Origin of the sequence: Streptomyces zaomyceticus (assembly GCF_014656215.1) — a bacterium.
Classification (GTDB): domain Bacteria; phylum Actinomycetota; class Actinomycetes; order Streptomycetales; family Streptomycetaceae; genus Streptomyces; species Streptomyces zaomyceticus.
In genome coordinates this window covers 409,378-431,818 of record NZ_BNBZ01000002.1, presented here as the reverse complement: position 1 = coordinate 431,818, position 22,441 = coordinate 409,378, and the positions used below count along the sequence as shown (strand labels likewise).

Here is a 22,441-nt window from a genome sequence, read left to right as displayed (position 1 = left end):
CGGCGAGATCCGGGGAGGTGGGTGATCCGGGAGTACATCGACCTGGCCCGCCGGGGCCCCGGAAACGAACACGAGCGCCTCGAGCTGCTGCGCCGGCACGAAAGCCGGGTGGAGACGCAGATCAGGGAGCTGCAGGAGACCTTGGACGTGATGCGGTACAAGGTGCGGATCTACGAGGAGCACGTGGCCCGTGGCGAGGCCGACCGGCTCTGGAATCCGTCCCACCCCGGCACCGCACGGGCCAAGACCGGCCAGGAGTGCCACCCGCCGGAAGGGGCGTGACCGGCCATACAGGGATCGTGTGGGCTCAGTGGCCGGGTGGTTCCGGCAGGTCACACCGGTGGGGCCCGCTGAAGCGCGGTCGGCCGGAGCGCTGCGTAGGCTGGTGACAGGGGTTGCGCTCGGGACGAGGATCGGAAGGTCTGTGAGACCGGAGATCGACCACGGTGCGTTGTTCGCCGCGACGCCCAGTCCATATCTGGTGCTGGCACCGGATCTGGTGATCGTGGACGTCAACGACGCGTACCTGCGGGCGACCGGCCGCACCCGGGCGGATCTGCTCGGGCAGCACGTGTTCGACGCATTCCCCGACAATCCCGGCGACCCGGACGCGGACGGGGTGAAGAACCTCGGGGCGTCGCTGGGGCGGGTGCTGGCCACGGGTGAGACCGACACGATGGCGGTGCAGAAGTACGACATCCCCGTGGTCTCGCAGCCCGGTGTGTTCGAAGAACGCTGGTGGTCCCCGGTGAACACCCCGGTCAAGGAGGCGGACGGTCGGGTCGCGTGGATCATCCACCGGGTGGAGGACGTGACCGCGTTCATGCAGTCCCGCCGGTTCCGCCGCCGGACCGAGGGGCAGGGGCGGCGGATGACCGAGCGCGAGGAGGGGATGGAGGCCGAGCTGTACGCCCGCGCGCGGGAGCTCCAGCGGCTGAACGAGGAGCTGCGGGCGGCGCACGCCCGGGAGCGGGAGGTCGCCGTCACCTTGCAGGAGGCGATGCTGCACTCCCCCGACCTGGCTCGGCACAGCAACGTGGCGGTGCGCTATCTGCCGGCGGTCGGTTCGCTGAACGTGTGCGGCGACTGGTACGACACCGTCGACCTGGCCGAGGGACGGTTCACCGTCGCCGTCGGCGACGTCGTCGGGCACGGGCTGGAGGCGGCCACCGTCATGGGCATGCTCCGCAGCGCGCTGTCCGCGGCGAGTCGGGCGGTGGCCGGTCCCGCCGGGGCTCTGGAGGTGCTGGGCATGTACGCCCGCTCCGTCGACGGCGCACTCGCCGCGACCGCGGTCTCCGTACTCGTGGACACCCGCTCCCAACTGCTCGTCTACTCCAGCGCCGGGCACCCGCCGCCGGCGCTGCTGCACGAGGACGGCACGTGCGAGCTCCTGGACCAGGCCACCGACCCGCCGCTGGGAGCAAGGCCCGAGCATGTTCCCCGACCGCAGGCCGGCATGGCCTACCGGCCGGGCGACACCCTCGTCCTCTATACCGACGGGCTGATCGAACGCCGCGACGAGGACATCGACACCGGCCTGGACCGGCTCACCACCGCACTGGGCGATCTCGTCGGGCTCGCCCCGGCACGGATGGCCGACGCGCTGCTCGCGCGACTCGGCGTCGCCAGCGGAGCCCGCGACGACATCGCCCTCGTCATCGTCCGCGTCTGAGCCCGCGCGACGCGCGGGCATCCGGGCACGTACGGCACCGTGCACGAACGAGGGCCCCGTTCTGTGCCCGCCCTTGCCGTCCGCACGCCGCCTGTGCCGTCCACACGCCGCAGGTGCCGCCGTGCCGCGGGTACCGCGGGTGAAGGCCCCCCCCTCTAGGCGCGGATCCCGTCGCAGGCGATCCGCAGCCGGCGCGGCCCGCGCAGTACGGCGTTCCGGCGGTACGGGGGCGGGTCGTCGAGCAGGCGTGGGTTCTCCAGTCTGCGGGCCAGCTCCGACAGGGCGAGCTGGGCCTCCAGCCGGGCGAGCGGGGCGCCGAAGCAGCTGTGGATGCCGCTGCCCAGGCCGAGGTGCTGGATGTCCTGTCGGTCCGGGTCGAAGCGGTCCGGGTTCTCGAAGCGCCGGGGGTCGCGGTTTCCGGACGCCAGGACCAGCCAGAGGGTGGCGCCCTTGGGAATGGTGACGCCGCGGACCTCGATGTCGGCGAGCGTGGTGCGCTGGGGCAGCAGTTGCACCGGCGGCTCGTAGCGCAGGAGTTCCTCGACGAGGGGCACGGCCAGGCGCGGTTCGTTCCTGAGGCGCTGGAGGACGTCGGGGTTGCGCAGCAGGGTCAGCATGCCGTTGGTGATGAGGTTGACCGTGGTCTCGTGCCCCGCGATCAGCAGCAGCGCCGCGGTGCTGAGCAGCTCCATCGTGGTCATCGGGCCGTCCTGGCCCTTGGCCGTCGCCAGCTGGGAGAGCATGTCGTCGCCGGGGTTCTTGCGGCGCTCCTCGATCAGGCCGGCCAGGTACATGCCCAGCTGCATCCGGGCCTCGTGCGCCACCTTGCCGCCCCTGTCGCGTTCTCCGGGATCGGCGTCCGGGTCGGGGTCCAGGCTGGCGGCGAGGGTGTCCGCCAGGTGTGGAAGCGCGCCTCGTCCTCGCGGGGCACTCCGAGCAGCCTGCAGATCACCGTCACCGGGAACGGGTAGGAGAACTGCTCCACCAGGTCGATCCGGCCGGGGTCGCCGAGACCGTCGATGAGGCCGGCGACGATGTCGTGGAGTTCCGGGCGCATTCCGTCCACCCGGTGGGGGGAGTGAGGCGGGCCGAAGTGCCGGTTCGTCATGCGCCGCATCCGGTCGTGTTCCGGCGGGTCGAGCCGTAGGAAGCCCGGCGGCAGGGCACTCTCCTCGGGCGCCGCCTCGGGCAGCGGGCCGGCGCTGCCGGGCGCCAGGTTGCGGGCGTCGGAGCTGATCCGGGGATCGTGCAGAAGGCTGCGGATCTCGTAGTACGTGCTGATCACGTACGGCCCGTCGGCCTCGTGGTGGACCGGTGTCCTCCGCAGCTCTTCGTAGATCGGGTACGGGTCGGCCCGGTTGGCATAGTCCAGGATCTGGTGCAGCAGGGTTTGCGTCATGACAGGTCCTTGTGGCCGTGCGGGTCAGTGCGCGGGGGTGAACGTCATCCGGCGGTCGGCCGGCGAGTATCCGCTGAGGGTCACGGTGGGGCCGTGGCTGGGGACCGACGGGTCGGGGAAGTCCGCGTCCATCGGCCGTTGTCCGTCCGCGTGCCGGTCGACCGTGGGGAACTGCGGCGGGAACGGCGCGGTGCTCTCGATGAGTTCCTTGTAGAACGGCAGCCATCGGCCGTGGTCGAAGGAGACGGCGCCGATGACGCGGCCCTGGTATCCGTAGACGCCGATGAACCGGCGGCTGTCCAGCGAGCCCTGCGAGATGAAGATCTCCGTCCCCAGCGACGGCACGCCGACCGACTTGATGTTGACGCCGAACTGGGAGGACCAGAAGGACGGAACGTCCATGTGCGGCAGTCGGTCGGTGCTCTCGCTGAGCATGTTGTGTGCCGCGATACCGGCCTGGGCGACGGCGTTGCCCCAGTGCTCCAGCGACAGGAACTGGTAGCCGAACAGGGGGTGGGGGCAGCGGGCGACGTCGCCCGCCGCGTAGATGTCGTCGGTCACGATTCCCCGGATGTCGAAGGCCCGGCAGCCGGCGTCGCAGGCGATGCCGCGGGGTCCTGCCCCGAGCCCGGAACCGTTCAGCCATTCGGTGTTGCGGAGGGCGCCGAGCGAGACGACCACCACGTCGGTCTCCACGGTGGAGCCGTCGGACAGATGCGCGGCGCGCACCCGTCCCGAGGCGTCGCCCTCCAGGGCGGTCACCGTGACCCCGCACCGCAGGTCCACACCGTGCTCGCGCTGAAGGCCGGCGGCGACCGTCGCGACCACCCCGCCGAGTGCGCCGACCAGGGGCGCGGCGCCTCGTTCCGCCACGGTGACGGGGAGGCCGCGTTCGCGGCAGGCGGAGGCGACCTCCGAGCCGGCGAACCCTCCCCCGATGACGAGGACCCGTTCGGGTCCCTCGTCGAGCCGCCGGGCGAGCGCGGCGCCGTCGTCGCGGGTCCGCAGCACGAAGACGCCGTCGAGTTCCGCCTCCTCCTCGCGCGGCCACGGCCGCGCCCGGACACCGGTGGCGATCAGCAGCCGGTCGTACGGGACCTCGTCACCGTCGGCCAGCCGCACCCTCCGCGCGGCCATGTCCAGCCCACTGGCGGGAACGCCGAGCCGCCAGGTCGCGTCGACGGATCGGAGCCGGGGCAGTGCGGTGCGGTCGGCGCGCGCCCTGCCGAGCAGCACCCCCTTGGACAGCGGGGGCCGGTCGTACGGTTCGCAGGGCTCGTCGCCGATCATGGTCAGTGAGCCCGCGAAGCCCTTGGCCCGCAAGGTCTCGGCAGCCCGCAGACCTGCCAGCGAGGCGCCGACGACGACGATGCGGCCCTCGCGTTTGAGCTGCGCCAGGGCTCCCTCACCGAGCACCGGGCACCGCCTCGGCCGGCTCGTCCACGGCATCGACGAGGATGGCCTGTACGGGGCAGGCCGCGGCGGCCTGGGCCAGCTTCTCGCGCTGCGCATCGTCGGCGTCGGGGTCGTACAGCAACGCCTCGTCGCCGTGCATGGTGAAGATCTCCGGAGCGAGGAAGGCGCACTGCGCGTATCCCTGGCAGCGGTTCAGATCGACGGCAATGCTCACCACGGGATCGGTCCTCTCCAACGGCCCGCTCAAGACCCCCGCGCCACTCTCGTCGGCCGGGAGGGCGACAGCCAGGGGAAGCGGACCGTTCGGGTGAGCGGTGCGGCGGTCCGATCGGGTCGCACCGCTCACCGGTGCGGCCCGACCGGATCGCCCGGGGTGGGGCGGACGTGGCGCTCACGGGCCTGACAGACTCTGTCGTGGCACGTTGCGGTTCTGATGAAGTCCCTTTGAAGCACGAGGAATCCGGCGGCGGGCGGGAACTGGACGCACGGAGCGTGGGGATGCGGCGTGAGGGTGAATGCATCGGGTCGGGGCACGACCGGCACCGGAGGTGATCTGCGGGTCGATCTCCTCGGGTCGGTGAGGGCCTGGCGGGGCGGCGCGCCACTGGCACTGGGCCCGGTGCGACGGCAGGCGGTACTCGCCGCGCTCGTCCTGCGCGCGCCCTACTACGTGACCTACCAGCAGCTCCTGGACGACGTCTGGGGAACCGCGCCTCCCGGCACGGGGCACAAGGTCCTGCCCAGCTATGTCCACGCGTTGCGCAAGGCTCTCGACGAGCCGGGCACCGGCGCGGGCGGCTCGGTGATCCTCGGGCAGCGAGGTGGTTACCGCCTGCTGCCCGGCACGGTCCGGACCGATGTCGACGAGCTCGCCGAGGAGGCCGCGGGCGCGCAGCGGGCGAAGGCCGCCGGCGAGCTCGATGCCGCGCTCGCTCATGGGGGCAGAGCGCTCGATCTGCTCCGCGGGGAGCCCTTGCCGGGTCTGCCGGGTCCGCTCGCCGTCGGCGAGCGGGGCCGGCTCGTCCGGCAGCGGCGTGCGCTGCTCCAGGACCGGGCGGAGTGCCTCGTCCTGCTCGGCGACTACGCGGAGGCCCTGGACACCCTCCAGGCGGCTCCGCTCGCGCAGCCGTACGACGAGCCGCTCGCCGCCCTGCGGATGCGCGCGCTGTACGGCAGCGGCCGCCAGGCCGAGGCGCTCACCGTCTACGGCGAGACCCGTCGACGGCTCGTCGACGAACTGGGAGTGGAGCCCGGCGAGGAGCTGCGGCATGTGCACCAGGCCGTCCTGCGCCGGGACGATCCGCGTCTGCTCGGCAGGGACGATCCGCGTCTGCTCGGCCGGACCGTCCGCGCGCGTACGGCGGAGACGGTCGCGCCCGAGCTCGCCGGTCCCCCGGAGCCGTCCCCCGGGCAAGCGGCCTCGGGCGGCCGTGACAGTCTGTCCGGCGCGCCCGATCGCGCCGACCCGCCTCGTGCTTCCCGGCGGCGCAACGAACTTCCCGGGGACATCGCGTGCCTGGTCGGGCGGGAGAAGGATCTCGCCCTGCTCACCGCCCCCGTCTCGCCGGACGCCGTGTCCGTGATGACGGTGGACGGTACAGCGGGCGTCGGGAAGACCGCCTTGGTGGTACGTGCCGCCTGGGCGCTGGCCGATGCCCACCCCGACGGCTGTCTGTTCGTCGATCTGCACGCACACGGCGTCGCCCACGAGGGCGTCACCCCCCAGCGGGCCCTGCGCCGGATGCTGCGCGCGGTCCGCGACGGGGACGACACCCTCCCGGGCGGCGCGGGCGAGCCGGACCATGTCGACGACGGTGGGTCGGCGGACGGCCTGGAGGACCTCGTCACGGCGTGGCGCGCCGCCACCAGTGGCCTGCGGCTGCTGCTGGTCGTGGACAACGCCCGCAGTGCCGAGCAGGTGCGTCCGCTGCTGCCGGCCGGACCGGGGAGTCGGGTCGTGGTCGTGGGCCGTCAGCGTCTTCCCGGCCTCGACGCCGACCTGCGGCTCACGGTGGAGCCGCTGGGTACGGGCGCTGCCGTCGGACTTCTCCGCGAGCTCGTCGGGGAGTCCCGGGCCGACGGCGAGCCCGAGGCGGCGCGTGAACTCGCCCGGCGGTGCGGCGGCCTGCCCCTGGCGCTGCGGATCGCCAGTGCCCGGCTGCAGAGCCGCCCGTCCTGGACCCTGGCCTTTCTCGCCGGCCGGATGTCCGACGACATGCGAGGACTCGTGGAGCTGCGGGCCGGGGATCGCAGCGTGGAGGCCGCCTTCCGGGTCTCGTACGACCAGCTCGGACCCGGACTGCGGCGTGGTTTCCGCGCGCTGGGGACGAACCCCACCGCCCGCTTCGACGGGCTCGCCCTCGCCGCCATGCTGGGCGGCTCCCGCGACGAGGCCGAGGACGTCCTGGAGGATCTGGTCGACGCCAGCCTGGTGCAGCAGCCGCATCCCGGCCTGTATCGGCTGCACGACCTCGTCAGGGCGCATGCGCGGCGCGTGGCCGGCGAGGCCCCCGAGGAAGCGGCCGCGGACCGCGACGCGGTGCTGCGTCTCTACACCGCGGCGGGCCGCCTGGCCAGCGACTGGGGGCCCGGCAGCTTCCCCTCCCTCACCACCGGTCCGGCAGCCGCCGGTTCGTCCTTCGCCGGGTGGCGGGAGGCCTCGGCGTGGCTGAGTTCGGTGGGCGGCGAGCTCGTCGATGTCGTGGCGTTCGCGGCGGCCGGCGGCCACGCCGACCACGCAGGTCTGCTGGCGGAGGCCCTCGTGGACCACCTGGCCGGACACGGTCACCACCACGAGTGCCGTGCCGCCCTGGAACTCGCCCTGGCGTGCGCGGACGCGGCCACCGATCGGCGGTTGCCCGCGGCGCTGCGCAACTGCATGGGCCTCCTCGACGTCTACCAGGGACGGTTCCGGCAGGCGGGCTCGTGGTTCGCCGCGGCCCTGCGGCTCGGCCGAGCGGGGGGCGAGCCCCGAGAAGAGGCCCGCGCCATCGCGGGGACGGGCATCGTGCAGGGGCAGCTGGGGAAGACCGAGGAGGCGCTGTCCGCACTGGACAAGGCGCTGAGGCTGGCGGACGGCCTCGCGGACGACTGGCTGGCCGGGGTGTCCCATTGCAACATCGGCGCCCTCCTGCACCAGCAGGGGCGGCACGAACTGGCACTCCGGCACTACCACAGCGCCCTGACCCTCGCCGAGAAGAACGGCCGGCCCAGGACGATCAGCAGCACCTTGTGCTTCGTGGCCGAGATCGAGCTGGCGCTCGGCCGGAACGAGGTGGCGACGAGTCGGCTGAGGGAGGCCGTCGGACTGGCCGACGAGGTCGAGAACCTGCCGCTGCGCGCGGCGACCCTGTCGCGGCTGGCCGCCGCGGAGCACACCCGGGGCAACCTGCGCTCGGCCGTCGATCTCCACCAGGAGGCGCTGTCGACGCTCACCCCGCAGACGAGCACCTGGCTGGAGATGGGGGTCCGCATCCGGCTCGGCGGCGCCTACGCGGCCGCGGGCCGGCACACCGACGCGCAGCGGGAGTTCCGGGCCGCTCTGTCCCTGCCCGGGGCCCGCGACCACGCACGCGAGTACACGATGGCGTGTGACGGACTGGAGGCCGCGGGCGCCGCCCGGCGACCCGGTCGGCCGGGCGCCTGACCGCCCGGGCCGAGGACGCGTCGCTGTCAGGGAGCGAAGGAGAGCATGCGGGGTTCGTGCTGGGTGTCGTCGCCGTTCAGGCCGGCGGGTGCGAGCACGAGCCGTTCCCCCACGTAGGCGTTCTCGCCGACGACCCCCATCCCGAATTCGAGCCGCGCGGTGGACTCGGGCAGCCGCAGCACGTCCTTGATCGTGTCCGCGGAGCCGGGACCGACCCGGAAGACCCGTCCCGGCCTGCCGCCCGAGCCCAGCTGGTAGACGGTCCCCCACTTGCCCGGTCCGACGCGCAGGGGGTAGTAGCCGTACGAGGTCCCCTCGTCCTTCACGCCCCAGACCAGCTTCCCGGTGCCGAGGTCGTAGGCACCGACGCGGTCGGTCCCGCCCAGGAGCACGAGGCCCCCGCCGACGAGGGCCTCCCGGCACGACTGGGCGTTGGCGCTGGTGTCCACGGAGTCTCCGCAGTGCTTGAACCCCTTCCCCCGGGGGTCGATGGTCCTGCGCACCCTGCCGTCGGGCCCGAGGGCGACCACCCGCCAGTCCGCGGCGTGGGTCTCCCGATGCGTGGTGGTGATCACGGCCGGTGCGACGGAGAGCACCTGGCCGATCCTGCGGCCCGGCTCCGTCCGGTGGCGCCAGCGGACCTTGCCCGAGACCGGGTCGATCTCCCTGATCTGGTCGTACGCCTTCTCCAGTGAGTTGATCGCGCAGTCGGCGAGGACCAGCAGCCGGGTGCCGCCGGCGACTCTGCCGGGGTAGCACTTCCCGGGATCCTCCATGGGGATGTCGTACAGCTTCTTCCCGTCGGCGACCTTGTACGCGGCGGCCTTCATGCTCTGGACGATCGCGACGGTGCCACCGCTGATGGCGCTGTCCACCATGATCGTGCCGTCCCCCGCGCCCGTCTCCGTCAGCTCTCTGCGCCAGCCCGCCCTGCCGGTGCGCAGGTCGATCATCTGGAGCTGGTTGCAGCGGGTGCCTGTCCAGGCCTCGGCCTTCTTGAGGACGATGACGACCTTTCCGTCGGGGGTCGGGTTGACCGGGGTCTCGCAGACGGGGGTCGGGAGGTCGAGGCTCCACAGCTGGGCCCCGTCGCCGAGCCGGTGGGCGACGACCCGCTTGTACACGGCCTGGACGACGGTGTCACCGACGATCCAGAGGTCCTCGGTCGGGATCTGCCGGCGGGGCAGATCGGTGCGGTCGTCGACGATCCACGCACGCGCCTCGCCGGCCGTGCGCCGCCGCGCGATGTCCGCGGTGGTGGGGATGCGGGTGGGCGACGGGGTGGGGCGCGCGCTCGCCTTCGGCGGTGCCGTGGTGGGCAGGCCGCCGTCCCCCGAACCGGCCCCGTCCGGCGCGGTGCTGTTCGATCCCGCACGGTCCGGTCCCGTGCGCTCGCCGACGACGTACACGCCGGCGCCGACGAGCAGCGACAGGCAGAGAGCCACGACGGCCACCGGCCACCGTCGGCGGCGCGGGCGGGGCGGTGGCGGACCGTAGCCCTCGGGCGCGTACGGATTGTCGGGTACGGGCCACGGCGGCGGGCCGTGCTTGTACCAGGGCTCTTGCGACTGCGACATACGGATTCCCCTCACACGATGCGGGCGGGCGGGCTCCCTCAGTACGGGCACCGCGACCTGGCTGTGCGAGACCGGACCACAGGCCTGCCGAACCCTGCCGCAGCGTGCTGCTGTTCCGATGAAGTCCTGTTGAAAGGAGTGAGAGCGGCTGCGAGGGGAAAGCGACGAACGGGCTCGGACCGAGGCGCGATACCGACCCCGTGACCTTGCCCGCGCCGCACCGGACAGATGCTGCCCGTGGATCGCCCGGCCGCCCGTCGACCCGGCGTTCGATCCACGACGGCATCGACGGGGTGCCGGTTTCCCCGCCCGGGTCTGGGCCCATACTGGTCGGGCCCCGATCGCCTACTGAACGGTTCCATGGCCAAGAACAGCACCTCATCGACCACCGTCCCCGACACCGCCTGGCTCGGGCGTGGGCGTCACCTCGGGCCCGAACCCGAGCGGGACGTCCGGCGCAACCTGCTCGCCCTCAAGGCGGCCCGGGTGATCGAGGACTTCCTCGAACTCGACCCCGTCGAGGCGGCGCGTTCCACCGACCTGTACCCCCGGGACGAGTCCGCCGACCCCGGCCCGTCCGCCCGCCGCGTCTTCGAGGCCCGCTGGATCGTCGCGGACGGCGTCACGGTGCGCGCGCAACTGACCACGTACGAGCCCGAGTCCCGTCGCGGGAAGAGCGAGGGGGTCACCTGGGTCCTCGCCGCCGAGGCCGAGTCCGCGTGGGAAGCGGGCTGGCCCTCACCGGCCACCGTGTTCTGGCCCGACAGCGACCAGGTCGCCTGGGACCACGAGACGGTGCCGGGCGTGCGCCTGCGAGCGGCGAACCACCTGCCGAAGGACGACGACGAGTTGCGCCGCCTGCTGCGGGACTGCACCCGGCAGAGCTGGTTCATCCATGTCGTGGTGCACGAGGCGATGACTCCGGACGCCCTGGGGCGCCGGCCGGTCACGGCGTTCCTGCCACCGGGCCTGCGGCACCGGGTGGTCGAACACCGGGCCACGCCGGAGCAGGCGCTGATCGCCGACTTCGTGATGAAGCGTGAGCTGGGGGTGGGGATACCGCGCGGCGGCGCCGTCGTCCTGCCCACGACACCGGGGGCCCTCGACTACGACGCGGAGCACTTCACCGTCCGCGACGTCTTCCTGGACGGCACGGAACCCACCGCGCTCCTGGACAAGATCAAGGAGTTCGCGGCACGGCCCCGGCCCCTGCCGGCCGAGGCCGAACAGGTGCTGACACGGCTGCGCCAGGGATGGCACCTGCTCACCCCCGCCGAGGAACTGGACCACGCACGGGCCATGGTCACCCGGTACGCCCGGGCCCTCGAAGCCATGACGGCGTCGTGCGACCTGTACCGGGAGGCCGCCGAGTCGGCGCTCGACGCGCTGGCCGAGGCGAACGGCGGTGACGGCGCCCCCCGGGCGGCTTCGCCGGCGACGGCCAAGGAGGACCCCTCGCCGTGGAAGTCCCTCACGAAGACATTCGCCCGCTTCCGGGGTCCGAACCCCCAGGAGCCGGACACGGAGGTCCAGCAGCGTCCGCACGACCGGTGAGATGTACGGGAGAACGGGCACCGGGCGTCGGACCTCGTGTCCGGCGCTATCTGGCCCCCGTCAGGGTCGCGTAGACCACCGTGTTGGCCCGGTAGCCGGTGTCCTTCGACCAGTCGCCGCCACAGGTGATCAGCCGAAGCTCGGGGCGGTCCGAAGCGCCGTAGACCTTGTCGTCGGGGAACCGGTCCTTGGGATGGGACTCCACGGCGTCGACGGTGAAGAGGGCCGTACGGCCGTCCTCGCGGTCGATCTCGACCCCGGCACCCGGGGAGAGGGTGTCGAGCCGGTGGAAGACGGCGGGGCCGAGCCGGGTGTCCAGGTGTCCCGCCACGACGGCCGTGCCCCGAGCGCCGGGGGCGGTGCCGTCCGCGTACCAGCCGGCCGTGGTGGGGGCCGACGCGGGCGGGGGGAGCAGCGCTCCGGCACCGTCCAGTTCCAGGGGTACGAGGGCGACGTCGACCCCGATGGACGGAATCCTGATCCGCGTGGCGTCGGACGCGGGCAGCGGCCGGGTTCCGGAGCGGGCCCGGTCGGCTCCGGCGGCCGGCCGCGCGTGCAGCGCCGAGGTCTGCGCCGTCGTCGTCGGCGGCCGCGTGCCGTCGCCGTCCGGTACGTGGACGAGCAGGACGATGCCGGCGAGCGCCGTCCAGGCCAGTGTCCTGATCGAGGGGACGCTGCGGGGCGGTGCCGCGCCGGGCTTCGGCCGGGAGCCGTTCTTCATGTGGATCGTGCTTCCGGTGGGCGGCGGGGCCCCGGGTCTCCTCGCGGAGCCGGGGCCCCGGCCGTGGGGTGTGGAGCGTCCGGCCTCAGGCGGAGTTCCGCGCGGCGGTGGCCCGGCGGCGCGTCCTGATCAGGACGCCCGCGGCGGCGCCGCCGAGGAGCAGGGCGCCGAGGGCGTACGGGCCGGAGCCTTCGTCGCCGTCCGCGCCCGCGCCCGCGGCCCAGCCGAAGCCCGCTTCCACGGCGCCGACCGGTCGGCCGGAGATCTGGTAGGTGACGGTCTGCTTGATGCGGGGCGGGCACTTGAGGGTCACGGTGTCCGTGCCGGACACGGCGTCCAGCGGGAGCGTGAAGGAACCCACCAGGACGCCCTTCCGGTCGCCGGGCAGGAGGTGGAACTTCCCGCCCGCCTCCGACTCGCCCTTGCCGTAGGTCTCCGCGCCGCAGGCGGTGGTGCTGACGGTCACGGTGGTGCCGGGGGCGGCCTTCCCCGGATTCACCCGGACCTCACCGCCGGGCGCCGCGGCGGCGGCGGGTGCGGACAGGACGAGGGCGCCGAGGACCAGGGCGAGCTGGGGGCCCGTACGTGCGAGACGCATGCTTCTTCTCTCCTTCGGTGGAGCTTTCCTGGCCGGCTGGGCGGCGCGGCTCCTGTGCTGTGCTCCATGCACGAGGAGATCCCCGGCGGGTGATCACCGCAACGGGAAGATCGCGGGCGATGTCCCCCGGTTGGGGTCTTGATCGTCCTCGTCGGTGATCACCGCCGCAGGTCACAGCGGTGGGTGCGGTCCTCGGGAACGAACGGGGCCCGGCACGCGAACGGGTGAGTGGGCCTCGGCCGCCGAGCGGGGTGCCCCGGGGAGCGGTCGTCGGAGTGGCTCACCACCGACGAAAGGAGCGCCCTGGGACATCCCCGCGGTGCCGTTACGAGGAGGCGGTCAGTCCCGGCCCAGGATCGCCGTGAGGGCTTGCCGCAGCGCCGCTCCGGGATCCGCCGACGCCCCTTCGGACCGCCACGCGACGAACCCGTCGGGGCGGACCAGCACCGCGCCGTCCGTGGTGACGCCGTGCGCCTCCGCCCAGTCCGTGCCGTTCTCGGGGGCGAGCTCCGCGTCGGGACCGTCGCCGATCCGGTACGAGTCGAGGGGCACCGCCGTCTCCTGCCCGACGCGTGTCGCCGCGGTGTGCCAGCCGCCGGCGCCGTCCTCTGAGCTCAGGAGCACCAGGGACCGCTCGTACAGGTCGAGGGAGGACATCCGGGTACCGGCGCGGTTCAGCCACATGTGGGGCGCCCGGCTGCCGGGGTCGCCCGTCAACCGGAGTCCGTCGGACACGACCGGCTCCGTCCGGTCGGTGCCCAGGACCGCGCCCTGCGGATAGCGGTAGCCGAGCACCTCGTTGAGGATGCCGCCCTTCTTCCCCTTGGGGCCGCCGCCGGCTCCGGGGCCTGGGGTGTACCCGGGGTGGCTGTGTTCGACCGACCGTGCCGAGGCCCGGGCGCTCGTCGTCTCCGCGACCGGCCGGCGCTCCGCGTCGTAGGACGCGAGCAGGCGGGGACCCGCCCAGTCGCCGAGTACGGCGGCGAGCTTCCAGGCCAGGTTGTGCGCGTCCTGGATACCGGTGTTGGAGCCGAAGGCCCCGGTGGGCGGCATCTCGTGTGCGGCGTCGCCGACGAGGAACACCCGGCCGTCCGCGTACCGTTCGGCGATCCTCTCGGCGGCGTGCCAGGGAGCACGGCCCGTGATCTCCACATCGAGGTCCGGCACTCCCACGGCCCGCCTGATGTGTTCCGCGCAGCGCTCGTCGGTGAACTCCTCCAGTGTCTCGCCGTGTTCGGGGTGCCAGGGGGCGTGGAACACCCAGCGCTCCCGGTTGTCGACCGGCAGCAGGGCTCCGTCGGCCTCCGGGTTCGTCAGGTAGCAGACGATGAAGTGCCGGTCGCCGACGACGTCCACGAGGCCGCGGGAGACGAAGGTGATGCTCACGTTGTGGAAGAGGTCGCCCGGACCGTTCTGCCCGATGCCGAGCTGCTCGCGAACCGGGCTGCGCGGGCCGTCCGCCGCGACGAGATAGTCCGCGCGGATGGTGGTGTGCTCACCGGTGGCACGACTCTTGACCTGCGCGGTCACCCCTTCGGCGTCCTGTTCGAAGGACATCAGCTCGGTGCCGAACCGCAGGTCTCCGCCCAGCTCCGTGGCGCGCGTGAGCAGCACCGGTTCGAGATCGTTCTGGCTGCACAGGCACCACCCGGCGGGGCTGAAGCGGGCGACCCCGCCGCCGGGGTCGATCTCCTTGAAGAGCCACTCGCCGGCGTCGCCCACCAGGCTCGGCGTCTGCAGGATGCCGTTGTTGCGCGCCAGGACCGACGCGGCCTCCTCGATGGGCCGCGAGACTCCGGCACTGCGGAACAGCTCCATCGTGCGCACGTTGTTGCCGCGGCCCCGCGGGTGGATCGAGGTGCCCGTATGACGCTCGACCAGGGTGTGCGGCACTCCGTGACGCCCCAGGAACAGCGAGGTGGACAGGCCCACCAGAGAGCCGCCGACGATGAGTACGGGGGTGCGGTGGACGGTTGCTTCACCGGCCGAGTCGAATCGGTTCATTGCTCGTCTCCGGCGTCACCTGCGACGCGAGTTGGGGATGGGATGCAGATTCCTTCCCTTCGGGGACGGGTCCGCGTGCCCGGGGCACCCGGATGACACGCGGTTCACTCGTCCGCTTCACGGGGCTCGCGCGCTGTCGGCGCTCCTGTCAAGGATCAACACATGACGGCCCCGGCGTTTCGGCCACCAAGGTCGTCCCCCTCCCCCCACCGAGAAGAGAAGAGGTGTGCCGGATGGCCCCCTCGGGACGCATCTCGCAGTCCGTGTTCGACGGCTCCAGGCTGCGGGTGATCCTCCTGCTCGACCTGTTCGAGGGAGCTCAGGAGCAGTTCCTGGACGCGTACGAGCTCATGCGCAAGCAGGTCGCCTCTGTTCCCGGTCACATCAGTGACCAGCTCTGCCAGTCCATCGAGAACCCCTCGCAGTGGCTCATCACCAGCGAGTGGGAGAGCGCCCCGCCGTTCCTGGCGTGGGTGAACAGCGAGGAGCACGTCGAGACCGTCCGGCCGATGCACAGCTGCGTCAGGGACACCCGGTCCATGCGCTACAGCATCGTCCGCGAGACCGGTCCCCGTCAGCAGTCGGGTCCGGACGCCGTGTCCGGGGTCGAGCAGGTCGCGGCCCGCGTCGGTGACGGTGTGGCGCGCCACGCCCTCACCTTCACCGTCAAGCCGGGCTCCGAGTCGAAGGTCGCGGAGCTCCTGGCCGGCTACGAGTCCCCCAAGGCCCAGGTCGACGAGAACACCCGGCTGCGCCGTACCTCCCTCTTCATGCACGGCAACCGCGTCGTGCGCGCCGTGGAAGTGGAGGGCGACCTCCTCGCGGCTCTGCGCCACGTCGCCCGCCAGCCCGAGGTACGGGCGGTCGAGGAGGCCATCAACCCGTACCTGGAGCAGGACCGTGACCTGACCGACCCCGAGTCGGCACGCGTCTTCTTCACCCGGGCGGCGCTCCCTGCCGTGCACCACGTGGTGTCCGGGCGGCCGGCCCCCGACGGTCTGCGGCGCCACGCGCTGTTCTACCCGGCGAAGGAAGGCCGCGGGACGGACCTGGCCAAGCTGCTCGCCCATCAGGACGAGGCGGCGGCGGACGATCCGGACAGCCCGGTGTGGGGCAGCACCGTCTTCCAGCGCGACGACATCGTGGTGCGCCTCATCGACATCACGGGCGACCTCGACGTCGACCCCGTCGCGTCCCTCGGCCTCAAGGGCCCCCGGAAGGCGGCGGTCCTCGCGCGTCTCCTCGACGGCCCCGCGATCGGCGTCGAGGGAGCCCTCGACAACGACCGCAATCTGAACCGGCTCCTGTCGCACGCCGACATGCTGCCCGTCACCGATCGCAGCTCGGCGGACTCCTGACGTTCGGCCGCGGCCTCCGGGCCGCGGCCCTCCCCCGCCACGTCACTGCCACACTCGGAGGTACCAACCATGCTCAAGCAGCATCCTCGCATCGTCACCCTGAGCGAGACGGAGCCCAACCGCAGGCGCGGAGGTGACCTGCGGGCCATGCTCACGCCGGCCACCGTGGGTTCCACCAGCGGCTTCATGGGCCTGGCCATCGTCCAACCCGGCGAGCGCATCGGTGAGCACTACCACCCGTACTCCGAGGAGTTCGTGTACGTCGTCTCGGGCGCGCTCGAAGTCGACCTGGACGGCGAGACGTACGCGCTCCAGCCCGACCACGGGCTCCTGATCCCCATCGACGTGCGGCACCGCTTCCGCAACGTCGGCGACGTGGAGGCCCGTATGGTCTTCCACCTGGGTCCGCTCGCCCCGCGTCCGAGTCTCGGTCACGTCGACACGGAGGACACCGACGAGGCGCAGCTCGCCGCCGCGGGCCCGCACCTGACCGTGGGCGACCCGGGACTGGTGTCCGAGCGAAGCGGGGCCATCGAGTGACCCGGCGAGTGGCCGTCACCGGCATCGGTGTGGTCGCTCCGGGCGGCACGGGAGCGAAGGCGTTCTGGGACCTCCTCGCCGCCGGCCGTACCGCGACCCGTGGCATCACCCTGTTCGACCCGGTCGGGCTGCGCTCCCGCATAGCCGCCGAGTGCGACTTCGACCCGGCGGACCACGGACTGGATCCGGAGCTGAGCCGCCACGCCGACCGTTACATCCAGTTCGCCGTGGTCGCCGCCGGGGAGGCCGTCCGGGACTCCGGGCTCGACACCGGCACCGAGGACCCCTGGCGCGTCGCCGTCTCCCTCGGCAGCGCCGTCGGCGGCACGACCCGGCTCGAGCACGACTACGTGCTGGTCAGCGCGGGCGGTCGGCGGTGGGACGTGGACCATCGCGCGGCCGATCCGAAGCTTCACATGGCGTTCTCGCCGAGCACGCTCGCCTCCGTCGTGGCCGAGCAGTTCGGCGCCCGCGGCCCGGTGCAGACCGTCTCCACCGGCTGCACCTCCGGCCTCGACGCCGTCGGCTACGCCTTCCACACCATCGAGGAGGGCCGGGCGGACGTCTGCATCGCGGGCGCGTCGGACTCTCCGATATCCCCGATCACCATGGCCTGCTTCGACGCCATCAAGGCCACGTCGCCCGACAACGACGACCCGGAGCACGCCTCCCGGCCCTTCGACAACAACCGCAACGGTTTCGTCATGGGCGAAGGCGCGGCCGTCCTGGTCCTGGAGGAGTACGAGCACGCCAGGGCCCGCGGTGCGCACATCTACTGCGAGATCGGCGGCTACGCCACCTTCGGCAACGCGTACCACATGACCGGTCTGACCGGCGAGGGACTGGAGATGTCCCGGGCGATCGACTCCACGCTCGACCAGGCCCGCATCGACCCCACGCTGATCGACTACGTCAACGCGCACGGCTCGGGCACGCGGCAGAACGACCGCCACGAGACCGCCGCAGTGAAGCGGTCCCTGGGCGCCCACGCCTACGCGACGCCCATGAGCTCCATCAAATCCATGGTGGGGCACTCGCTCGGCGCGATCGGCGCGATCGAGGTGGCCGCCTGCGTCCTCGCTCTGAAGCACCAGGTGGTACCTCCGACGGCGAACTACGAGACCCCGGACCCCGAGTGCGACCTGGACTACGTGCCGCGCACCGCCCGTCCCCGGAAGCTCAGGAACGTGCTTTCCGTGGGCAGCGGGTTCGGCGGCTTCCAGTCCGCGGTGCTCCTGACGGAGACGGGTGGGAGGACACGATGAGCACTGAGCGCCCACGGCGCGCGGTCGTCACCGGGATCGGTGTGATCGCCCCCAACGGACTGCGCGCCGACGCGTACTGGAAGTCGGTCCGGGAAGGGCTCGGCGTCCTGGACCGGATCACCCGTGAGGGCTGCGAGGAGCTGCCTCTCAAGGTCGCCGGCGAGGTCCGCGGCTTCGATGCCTCCGACCTGATCGAGGACCGTTTCCTCGTCCAGACCGACCGCTTCAGCCACTACGCCATGGCCGCGGCCCAACTCGCCCTCGACGACGCCGGCCTCGCTCGGGAGAACCCGGAGGAGCCCTTCGAGATCGGCGTGGTCACCGCGGCCGGGTCCGGAGGCGGCGAGTTCGGCCAGCGAGAGCTCCAGAAGCTCTGGGGTCAGGGGTCCAAGTTCGTCGGCCCGTACCAGTCCATCGCCTGGTTCTACGCCGCGAGCACCGGACAGATCTCCATCCGGAGCGGGCTCAAGGGTCCGTGCGGCGTGGTCGCGAGCGACGAGGCGGGCGGCCTGGACGCCATCGCCCACGCCGCTCGGGGCGTACGACGCGGCACGGGGGCGGTGCTCGTCGGCGCCGCGGAGGCGCCCCTCGCCCCGTACTCGATGGTGTGCCAGCTCGGCTACCCCGAGCTCAGCACCGTCGAGGACCCGGACCGTGCCTACCGGCCCTTCACCGCCGGAGCCTGTGGCTTCGTCCCGGCGGAGGGCGGCGCGATGCTCGTCGTGGAGGACGAGTCCCGCGCCCGCGACCGGGGGGCGGTCGTCCGGGCCGTGGTGGCCGGCCACGGCGCCACGTTCACCGGCGCCTCCCGCTGGGAGGAGTCCCGGGAGGGACTCGCCCACGCCGTCCGTGTCGCCCTCGACGAGGCCGGGTGCGCCCCCGAGGAGGTCGACGTCGTCTTCGCCGACGCCCTGGGCGTACCGGAGGCGGACCGTGCCGAGGCGCTGGCGATCGCCGACGCCCTCGGGGCGCACGCCACCCGTGTCCCCGTCACGGCGCCGAAGACGGGCATCGGCCGCGCCTACTGCGGGGCGCCCGTCCTGGACACCGCCGCCGCGGTGTTCGCGATGGAGCACGGCGTGGTGCCGCCCACTCCCAACGTGTTCGACATCTGCCACGACCTCGACCTGGTGATGTCCCGCGCTCGGCCCGCCGAGCTGCGCACGGCCCTCGTCCTCAGCCGGGGACTCATGGGATCCAACGCGGCGCTGGTCGTGCGCCGCGGTGACGAATCCGCCCAGTAGGACCGGGCGGGAAGGAGAGCACACATGATCACCACCGCACTGACCTTCGACGAACTCTCCACGCTGATGAAGCAGGCGGCCGGCGTCACCGTCGACGCCCGTGAGCTGGAGAAGGCGCCGGACGCGCCGTTCACCACCCTCGGCCTGGACTCGCTCGGCCTGCTCGGCATCGTCGGCGAGCTGGAGAACCGGTACAGCGTGGCGCTGCCCACCGACGCCGAGCGCTGCAAGACACCGGCCGAGTTCGTCGGCCTGGTGAACAACGCCCTCGCGACGGGAGTCTGACGTGGCCGGCCACACCGACAACAGCGTCACGGTCGACGCACCGCTCGACCTCGTCTGGGACATCACCAATGACATCGAGAAGTGGCCCGAACTCTTCAGCGAGTACGCCTCCCTCGAAGTCCTCTCCCGCGAGGGCGACTCCACCACCTTCCGCCTGACCATGCACCCGGACGAGTCCGGGAAGGTCTGGAGCTGGGTGTCGGAGCGCACCGTGGACCGCCCCGGGCGGACCGTTCGCGCCCGCCGCGTCGAGACGGGTCCGTTCGACCACATGAACATCCGGTGGGAGTACGAGGAGACCCCGGCCGGCGTCCACATGCGCTGGGTGCAGGACTTCGCGATGAAGCCCGACGCTCCGGTCGACGACGCCTGGATGACCGACAACATCAACCGCAACTCCCGCACGCAGATGGCCCTCATCCGGGACCGCATCGAGCAGGTCGCCCGCGACCGCCGGGGCGCCTCGGTCCTGCCCGGCTGACCGCGCGCGGCCCGGCGACCCCCCGCATCACCCACACCCCCACCCACACACTGGAAGGACGCTCGATGCACCACGCCCTGATCGTCGCCCGTATGGCACCCGGCTCGGCTCCGGCGATCGCCGACGTGTTCGCCGCCTCCGACCGTGGGGAACTCCCGCACCTGGTCGGCGTCACCCGGCGTCGCCTGTTCCAGTTCGGCGACGTGTACCTGCACCTCATCGAGTCGGACCAGGACCCGGGGCCGGCCATCGCGAAGCTGACCGGACACCCCGAGTTCCGGGACGCCAGCGACAAGCTGTCGGCGTACGTCAGCGCGTACGACCCACAGACGTGGCGGAGCCCCAAGGACGCCATGGCGCAGTGCTTCTACCGCTGGGAGCGCGACGCGGGTTCCTGATCCCCGAGGCCCGCACGGCAGTGAAACCCGAGGCCGCCCGCCCCGCGAACGACGCGGAGCGGGCGGCCTCGGGTTTTCCTCCCTCGTCCCGGTCAGGCGGGCACGGTGCACTCGAAGGCGTGGAGGTACGCGTTCACGGGGCGGATCTCGCCGATGACGAGCCCCGCGTCCGTCAGCCGGTCGACCATGCTCTGCCGGGTGTGCTTCGCACCGCCGACGTTGAGGAGCAGCAGCAGGTCCATGGCGGTGGTGAACCTCATCGAGGGCGTGTCGTCGACGAGGTTCTCGATCACCACGACCCGGGCGCCGGGGCGCGCCACCCTGCGGACGTTGGCGAGCGCCCTGCGGGTGCTCTCGTCGTCCCACTCCAGGATGTTCTTGATGATGTACACGTCCGCCTGGACCGGGATGTCCTCACGGCAGTCGCCGGCCACCACACGGACCCGGGAGCTGAGCGCCCCGCCGTCCCGCAGACGGGGGTCGGCGTTCTCGACCACTCCCGGCAGGTCGAGCAGCGCGCCGTTCAGGGACGGGTGCTTCTCCAGCAGACTCGCCAGGACGTGTCCCTGTCCACCGCCGATGTCCGCGACGGAGGACACGTCGCCGAGGTCGAGGAGGTCCGCGACGTCCTGTGCCGACTGCCTGCTCGACGTCGTCATGGCCCGGTTGAAGACGTGGGCGGACTCGGGCGCGTCCTCGTTGAGGTACGTGAAGAACTCCCTTTCGTACACGTCCTCGAAGACGTTCCGTCCGGAGCGCACCGCCTCGTCGAGTTTCGGCCAGACGTCCCACGTCCAGGGTTCGGTGCACCACAGTGCGATGTACCGCAGGCTGTGCGGGTCGTCCTCGCGCAGCAGCCGGGACATCTCCGTGTGGGCGAAGGTGCCGTCGGGCTGCTCGGTGAAGACCCCTTGGCAGGACAGCGCGCGCAGCAGGCGGCGCAGTGTCCGCGGCTGGGTCTTCACCGCAGCAGCGAGGTCTTCCACGGTCATGGGCGTGTCGCCCAGGGCGTCGGCCACGCCCAGGCGGGCGGCGGCGCGTACGGCGGCGGCGCAGGCCGCCCCGAAGACGAGCTCCCTCAGCCGCATCGGCGGGGCGGGAGCCGGGTCAACCGTTGTCATCTGTTCGCCTTGTCCTTGCTGTCGTGCGATGGGCGGTGGCGGGAACCCGGTGGGTCAGCACATTCCGGCGGGTTCCGAGAGCGTGCAGGTGTTGCGGGTGAAGGTGTTTCCGCGGCCGGTGTCCCGGTTGGCCAGATCGGCGGGGCTGTTGCGCATCGCGACGTTGTCGCGGATGGCGTTCTGCTCGTTCAGGACGCCCACGAAGCTCTTGAACAGCACGATGCCGCCCGAGAGCGGCGAGGCGCCCACGTTGCCGACGACCCTGTTCTTCTCCACCACCGTCTCCTCGGCGCCGGTGAGGACGATGCCCGAGCCCTGGAGGAAGGGCAGGCGGGGGGTCTTGGGGCAGTACTTGTTGTTGGCGTGGATGTTGTTCCGGCGCAGGGTCATCGCCCCGGCGCGCGGTGTGGACTCGTCGCCCACCACGAACACCGCGGCGCAGTTCCCGGTCGCCTCGTTGTGGTCGACGGTCACGTTCCGCAGGCGCCTGACCGTGATGCCGATCCGGTTGCCCGACAGGCTGTTGTGCGAGACCACCGTCCCCTCGGCGTCGGTGGCGCCCTGCTCGGTGTCGGTGGTGTTGGCCAGGAACAGTCCGGCGTCGGCGTTGTTCCGGGCGGTGTTGTGGCGGAAGACGCCGCGCGTGGACCTCTCCTGGGCGATGCCCCATTTCCCGTTGTTCTCGGCGAGCACCTTGCGGACGGTGAGCCGGTCGGTCCGGGAGGCCCACAGGCCGTTGGCGGTGTATCCCCGGAGCGTGAGGGAGCGCACGGTGACGCCCTGGACGGGGGTGCTCGCCGTGCCGGTCACGCAGATGCCGTGACCGGCCTTGGCGCACGCGTCGTCGGCCGCGGCCTCGCCGGGCACGAGGACGGTGGAGGCGGAGCCCGAGCCGACCAGGGTCAGGCGCGAGGTGGTGACGCGGACGCTCTCACGGTAGGTGCCGGGTGACAGGACGATGGTGTCCCCCGGCTTCGCGGCGTCCACTGCCTTCTGGATCGATTCGCCGGGCTTCACCAGGTGGGCCGTGCGGCTCTCGGCCCTCGGGGCGGCTGCGCCCAGCCCCGAGCCCGCGAGGGCCACGGTGCATGCCAGGAGGGCGATCTGTCGTTTGGTCATGTGCCGAAGCTATGAGCGCCTGTTCCGGCCTGCCACCGCT

General features: G+C 72.3%; 19 protein-coding genes and 1 pseudogene. 11 read left to right on the top strand and 9 right to left on the bottom strand.

The window, feature by feature from the left end; all coding sequences use genetic code 11:
* The first annotated feature begins 21 nt into the window (after positions 1-21).
* Together IE311_RS04575 and IE311_RS04570 are read left to right on the top strand one after the other, a co-directional pair.
* On the top strand, positions 22-282 hold the full coding sequence (locus IE311_RS04575) for a MerR family transcriptional regulator (protein ID WP_189830217.1): 261 nt from the start codon (positions 22-24) through the stop codon (positions 280-282).
* Positions 283-424: 142 nt separating this feature from the next.
* Complete coding sequence (locus tag IE311_RS04570) at positions 425-1,675, top strand: PP2C family protein-serine/threonine phosphatase (protein WP_189830216.1); 1,251 nt, start codon at positions 425-427, stop codon at positions 1,673-1,675.
* A 155-nt stretch (positions 1,676-1,830) separates the two neighbouring features.
* On the opposite strand, the pseudogene IE311_RS04565 reads toward IE311_RS04570, so the two are convergent.
* The 3 genes and pseudogenes from IE311_RS04565 to IE311_RS04555 all read right to left on the bottom strand — a co-directional run bounded on the left by IE311_RS04565 (position 1,831) and on the right by IE311_RS04555 (position 4,704).
* Positions 1,831-3,074: pseudogene (locus tag IE311_RS04565) on the bottom strand (cytochrome P450).
* Positions 3,075-3,098: 24 nt separating this feature from the next.
* On the bottom strand, positions 3,099-4,523 hold the full coding sequence (locus tag IE311_RS04560) for an NAD(P)/FAD-dependent oxidoreductase (RefSeq protein WP_189830215.1): 1,425 nt from the start codon (positions 4,521-4,523) through the stop codon (positions 3,099-3,101).
* Entirely contained in the window at positions 4,480-4,704 is a 225-nt protein-coding gene (locus tag IE311_RS04555; protein ID WP_189830340.1) for a ferredoxin, read from the bottom strand. The genes IE311_RS04560 and IE311_RS04555 overlap by 44 nt, the downstream gene beginning before the upstream one ends.
* A gap of 291 nt (positions 4,705-4,995) precedes the next feature.
* Here IE311_RS04555 and IE311_RS04550 point away from each other — a divergent pair, with 291 nt between their 5' ends.
* On the top strand, positions 4,996-8,136 hold the full coding sequence (locus IE311_RS04550; RefSeq protein WP_189830214.1) for an AfsR/SARP family transcriptional regulator: 3,141 nt from the start codon (positions 4,996-4,998) through the stop codon (positions 8,134-8,136).
* A 26-nt stretch (positions 8,137-8,162) separates the two neighbouring features.
* On the opposite strand, the gene IE311_RS04545 is transcribed toward IE311_RS04550, so the two are convergent.
* The gene (locus IE311_RS04545; protein WP_189830213.1) at positions 8,163-9,713 is read right to left on the bottom strand and encodes an outer membrane protein assembly factor BamB family protein; all 1,551 of its coding nucleotides are present in this window, start codon (positions 9,711-9,713) and stop codon (positions 8,163-8,165) included.
* A gap of 360 nt (positions 9,714-10,073) precedes the next feature.
* Between IE311_RS04545 and IE311_RS04540 the strand changes: the two genes are divergently transcribed.
* Positions 10,074-11,267 (top strand): hypothetical protein, encoded by a 1,194-nt coding sequence (locus IE311_RS04540; protein ID WP_189830212.1) that lies wholly within the window; start codon positions 10,074-10,076, stop codon positions 11,265-11,267.
* Between the two features lie 46 nt (positions 11,268-11,313).
* On the opposite strand, the gene IE311_RS04535 is transcribed toward IE311_RS04540, so the two are convergent.
* From IE311_RS04535 to IE311_RS04525, 3 genes are all read right to left on the bottom strand, one after another.
* A complete protein-coding gene (locus IE311_RS04535) occupies positions 11,314-11,988 on the bottom strand; it encodes a class F sortase (RefSeq protein ID WP_189830211.1) in 675 nt (224 codons plus the stop codon).
* Between the two features lie 85 nt (positions 11,989-12,073).
* A complete protein-coding gene (locus IE311_RS04530) occupies positions 12,074-12,586 on the bottom strand; it encodes a sortase (RefSeq protein ID WP_189830210.1) in 513 nt (170 codons plus the stop codon).
* Positions 12,587-12,925: 339 nt separating this feature from the next.
* A complete protein-coding gene (locus IE311_RS04525) occupies positions 12,926-14,590 on the bottom strand; it encodes an FAD-dependent oxidoreductase (protein WP_189830209.1) in 1,665 nt (554 codons plus the stop codon).
* 233 nt (positions 14,591-14,823) lie between these two features.
* Here IE311_RS04525 and IE311_RS04520 point away from each other — a divergent pair, with 233 nt between their 5' ends.
* From IE311_RS04520 to IE311_RS04490, 7 genes are all read left to right on the top strand, one after another.
* Positions 14,824-15,948 (top strand): SchA/CurD-like domain-containing protein, encoded by a 1,125-nt coding sequence (locus IE311_RS04520; RefSeq protein WP_189830208.1) that lies wholly within the window; start codon positions 14,824-14,826, stop codon positions 15,946-15,948.
* Positions 15,949-16,017: 69 nt separating this feature from the next.
* Positions 16,018-16,488: a cupin domain-containing protein gene (locus tag IE311_RS04515; RefSeq protein ID WP_189830207.1), complete on the top strand. Its 471-nt coding sequence runs from the start codon at positions 16,018-16,020 to the stop codon at positions 16,486-16,488.
* Complete coding sequence (locus IE311_RS04510) at positions 16,485-17,753, top strand: beta-ketoacyl-[acyl-carrier-protein] synthase family protein (protein ID WP_189830206.1); 1,269 nt, start codon at positions 16,485-16,487, stop codon at positions 17,751-17,753. The genes IE311_RS04515 and IE311_RS04510 overlap by 4 nt, the downstream gene beginning before the upstream one ends.
* A complete protein-coding gene (locus IE311_RS04505; protein ID WP_189830205.1) occupies positions 17,750-18,997 on the top strand; it encodes a ketosynthase chain-length factor in 1,248 nt (415 codons plus the stop codon). The genes IE311_RS04510 and IE311_RS04505 overlap by 4 nt, the downstream gene beginning before the upstream one ends.
* 24 nt (positions 18,998-19,021) lie before the next feature.
* A complete protein-coding gene (locus IE311_RS04500) occupies positions 19,022-19,282 on the top strand; it encodes a phosphopantetheine-binding protein (RefSeq protein ID WP_189830204.1) in 261 nt (86 codons plus the stop codon).
* 1 nt (position 19,283) lies between these two features.
* Positions 19,284-19,763, top strand: a complete 480-nt coding sequence (locus tag IE311_RS04495) for an SRPBCC family protein (protein ID WP_189830203.1) — start codon at positions 19,284-19,286, stop codon at positions 19,761-19,763.
* 65 nt (positions 19,764-19,828) lie between these two features.
* The gene (locus tag IE311_RS04490; protein WP_189830202.1) at positions 19,829-20,161 is read left to right on the top strand and encodes a TcmI family type II polyketide cyclase; all 333 of its coding nucleotides are present in this window, start codon (positions 19,829-19,831) and stop codon (positions 20,159-20,161) included.
* Positions 20,162-20,253: 92 nt separating this feature from the next.
* Here the strand turns inward: IE311_RS04490 and IE311_RS04485 are convergent, their stop codons facing one another.
* The gene (locus IE311_RS04485; protein ID WP_189830201.1) at positions 20,254-21,282 is read right to left on the bottom strand and encodes a methyltransferase; all 1,029 of its coding nucleotides are present in this window, start codon (positions 21,280-21,282) and stop codon (positions 20,254-20,256) included.
* 54 nt (positions 21,283-21,336) lie between these two features.
* Entirely contained in the window at positions 21,337-22,401 is a 1,065-nt protein-coding gene (locus tag IE311_RS04480) for a right-handed parallel beta-helix repeat-containing protein (RefSeq protein ID WP_189830200.1), read from the bottom strand.
* Positions 22,402-22,441: the final 40 nt, after the last annotated feature.

What these genes read in the sequence shown, in the direction of transcription:
- IE311_RS04560 (WP_189830215.1), bottom strand. Translation starts at nt 4,523, where the DNA reads ATGCCGTGGACGAGCCGGCCGAGGCGGTGCCCGGTGCTCGGTGAGGGA.
- IE311_RS04545 (WP_189830213.1), bottom strand. Translation starts at nt 9,713, where the DNA reads ATGTCGCAGTCGCAAGAGCCCTGGTACAAGCACGGCCCGCCGCCGTGG.
- IE311_RS04540 (WP_189830212.1), top strand. Translation starts at nt 10,074, where the DNA reads ATGGCCAAGAACAGCACCTCATCGACCACCGTCCCCGACACCGCCTGG.
- IE311_RS04535 (WP_189830211.1), bottom strand. Translation starts at nt 11,988, where the DNA reads ATGAAGAACGGCTCCCGGCCGAAGCCCGGCGCGGCACCGCCCCGCAGC.
- IE311_RS04530 (WP_189830210.1), bottom strand. Translation starts at nt 12,586, where the DNA reads ATGCGTCTCGCACGTACGGGCCCCCAGCTCGCCCTGGTCCTCGGCGCC.
- IE311_RS04525 (WP_189830209.1), bottom strand. Translation starts at nt 14,590, where the DNA reads ATGAACCGATTCGACTCGGCCGGTGAAGCAACCGTCCACCGCACCCCC.
- IE311_RS04520 (WP_189830208.1), top strand. Translation starts at nt 14,824, where the DNA reads ATGGCCCCCTCGGGACGCATCTCGCAGTCCGTGTTCGACGGCTCCAGG.
- IE311_RS04515 (WP_189830207.1), top strand. Translation starts at nt 16,018, where the DNA reads ATGCTCAAGCAGCATCCTCGCATCGTCACCCTGAGCGAGACGGAGCCC.
- IE311_RS04505 (WP_189830205.1), top strand. Translation starts at nt 17,750, where the DNA reads ATGAGCACTGAGCGCCCACGGCGCGCGGTCGTCACCGGGATCGGTGTG.
- IE311_RS04500 (WP_189830204.1), top strand. Translation starts at nt 19,022, where the DNA reads ATGATCACCACCGCACTGACCTTCGACGAACTCTCCACGCTGATGAAG.
- IE311_RS04490 (WP_189830202.1), top strand. Translation starts at nt 19,829, where the DNA reads ATGCACCACGCCCTGATCGTCGCCCGTATGGCACCCGGCTCGGCTCCG.
- IE311_RS04485 (WP_189830201.1), bottom strand. Translation starts at nt 21,282, where the DNA reads ATGACAACGGTTGACCCGGCTCCCGCCCCGCCGATGCGGCTGAGGGAG.
- IE311_RS04480 (WP_189830200.1), bottom strand. Translation starts at nt 22,401, where the DNA reads ATGACCAAACGACAGATCGCCCTCCTGGCATGCACCGTGGCCCTCGCG.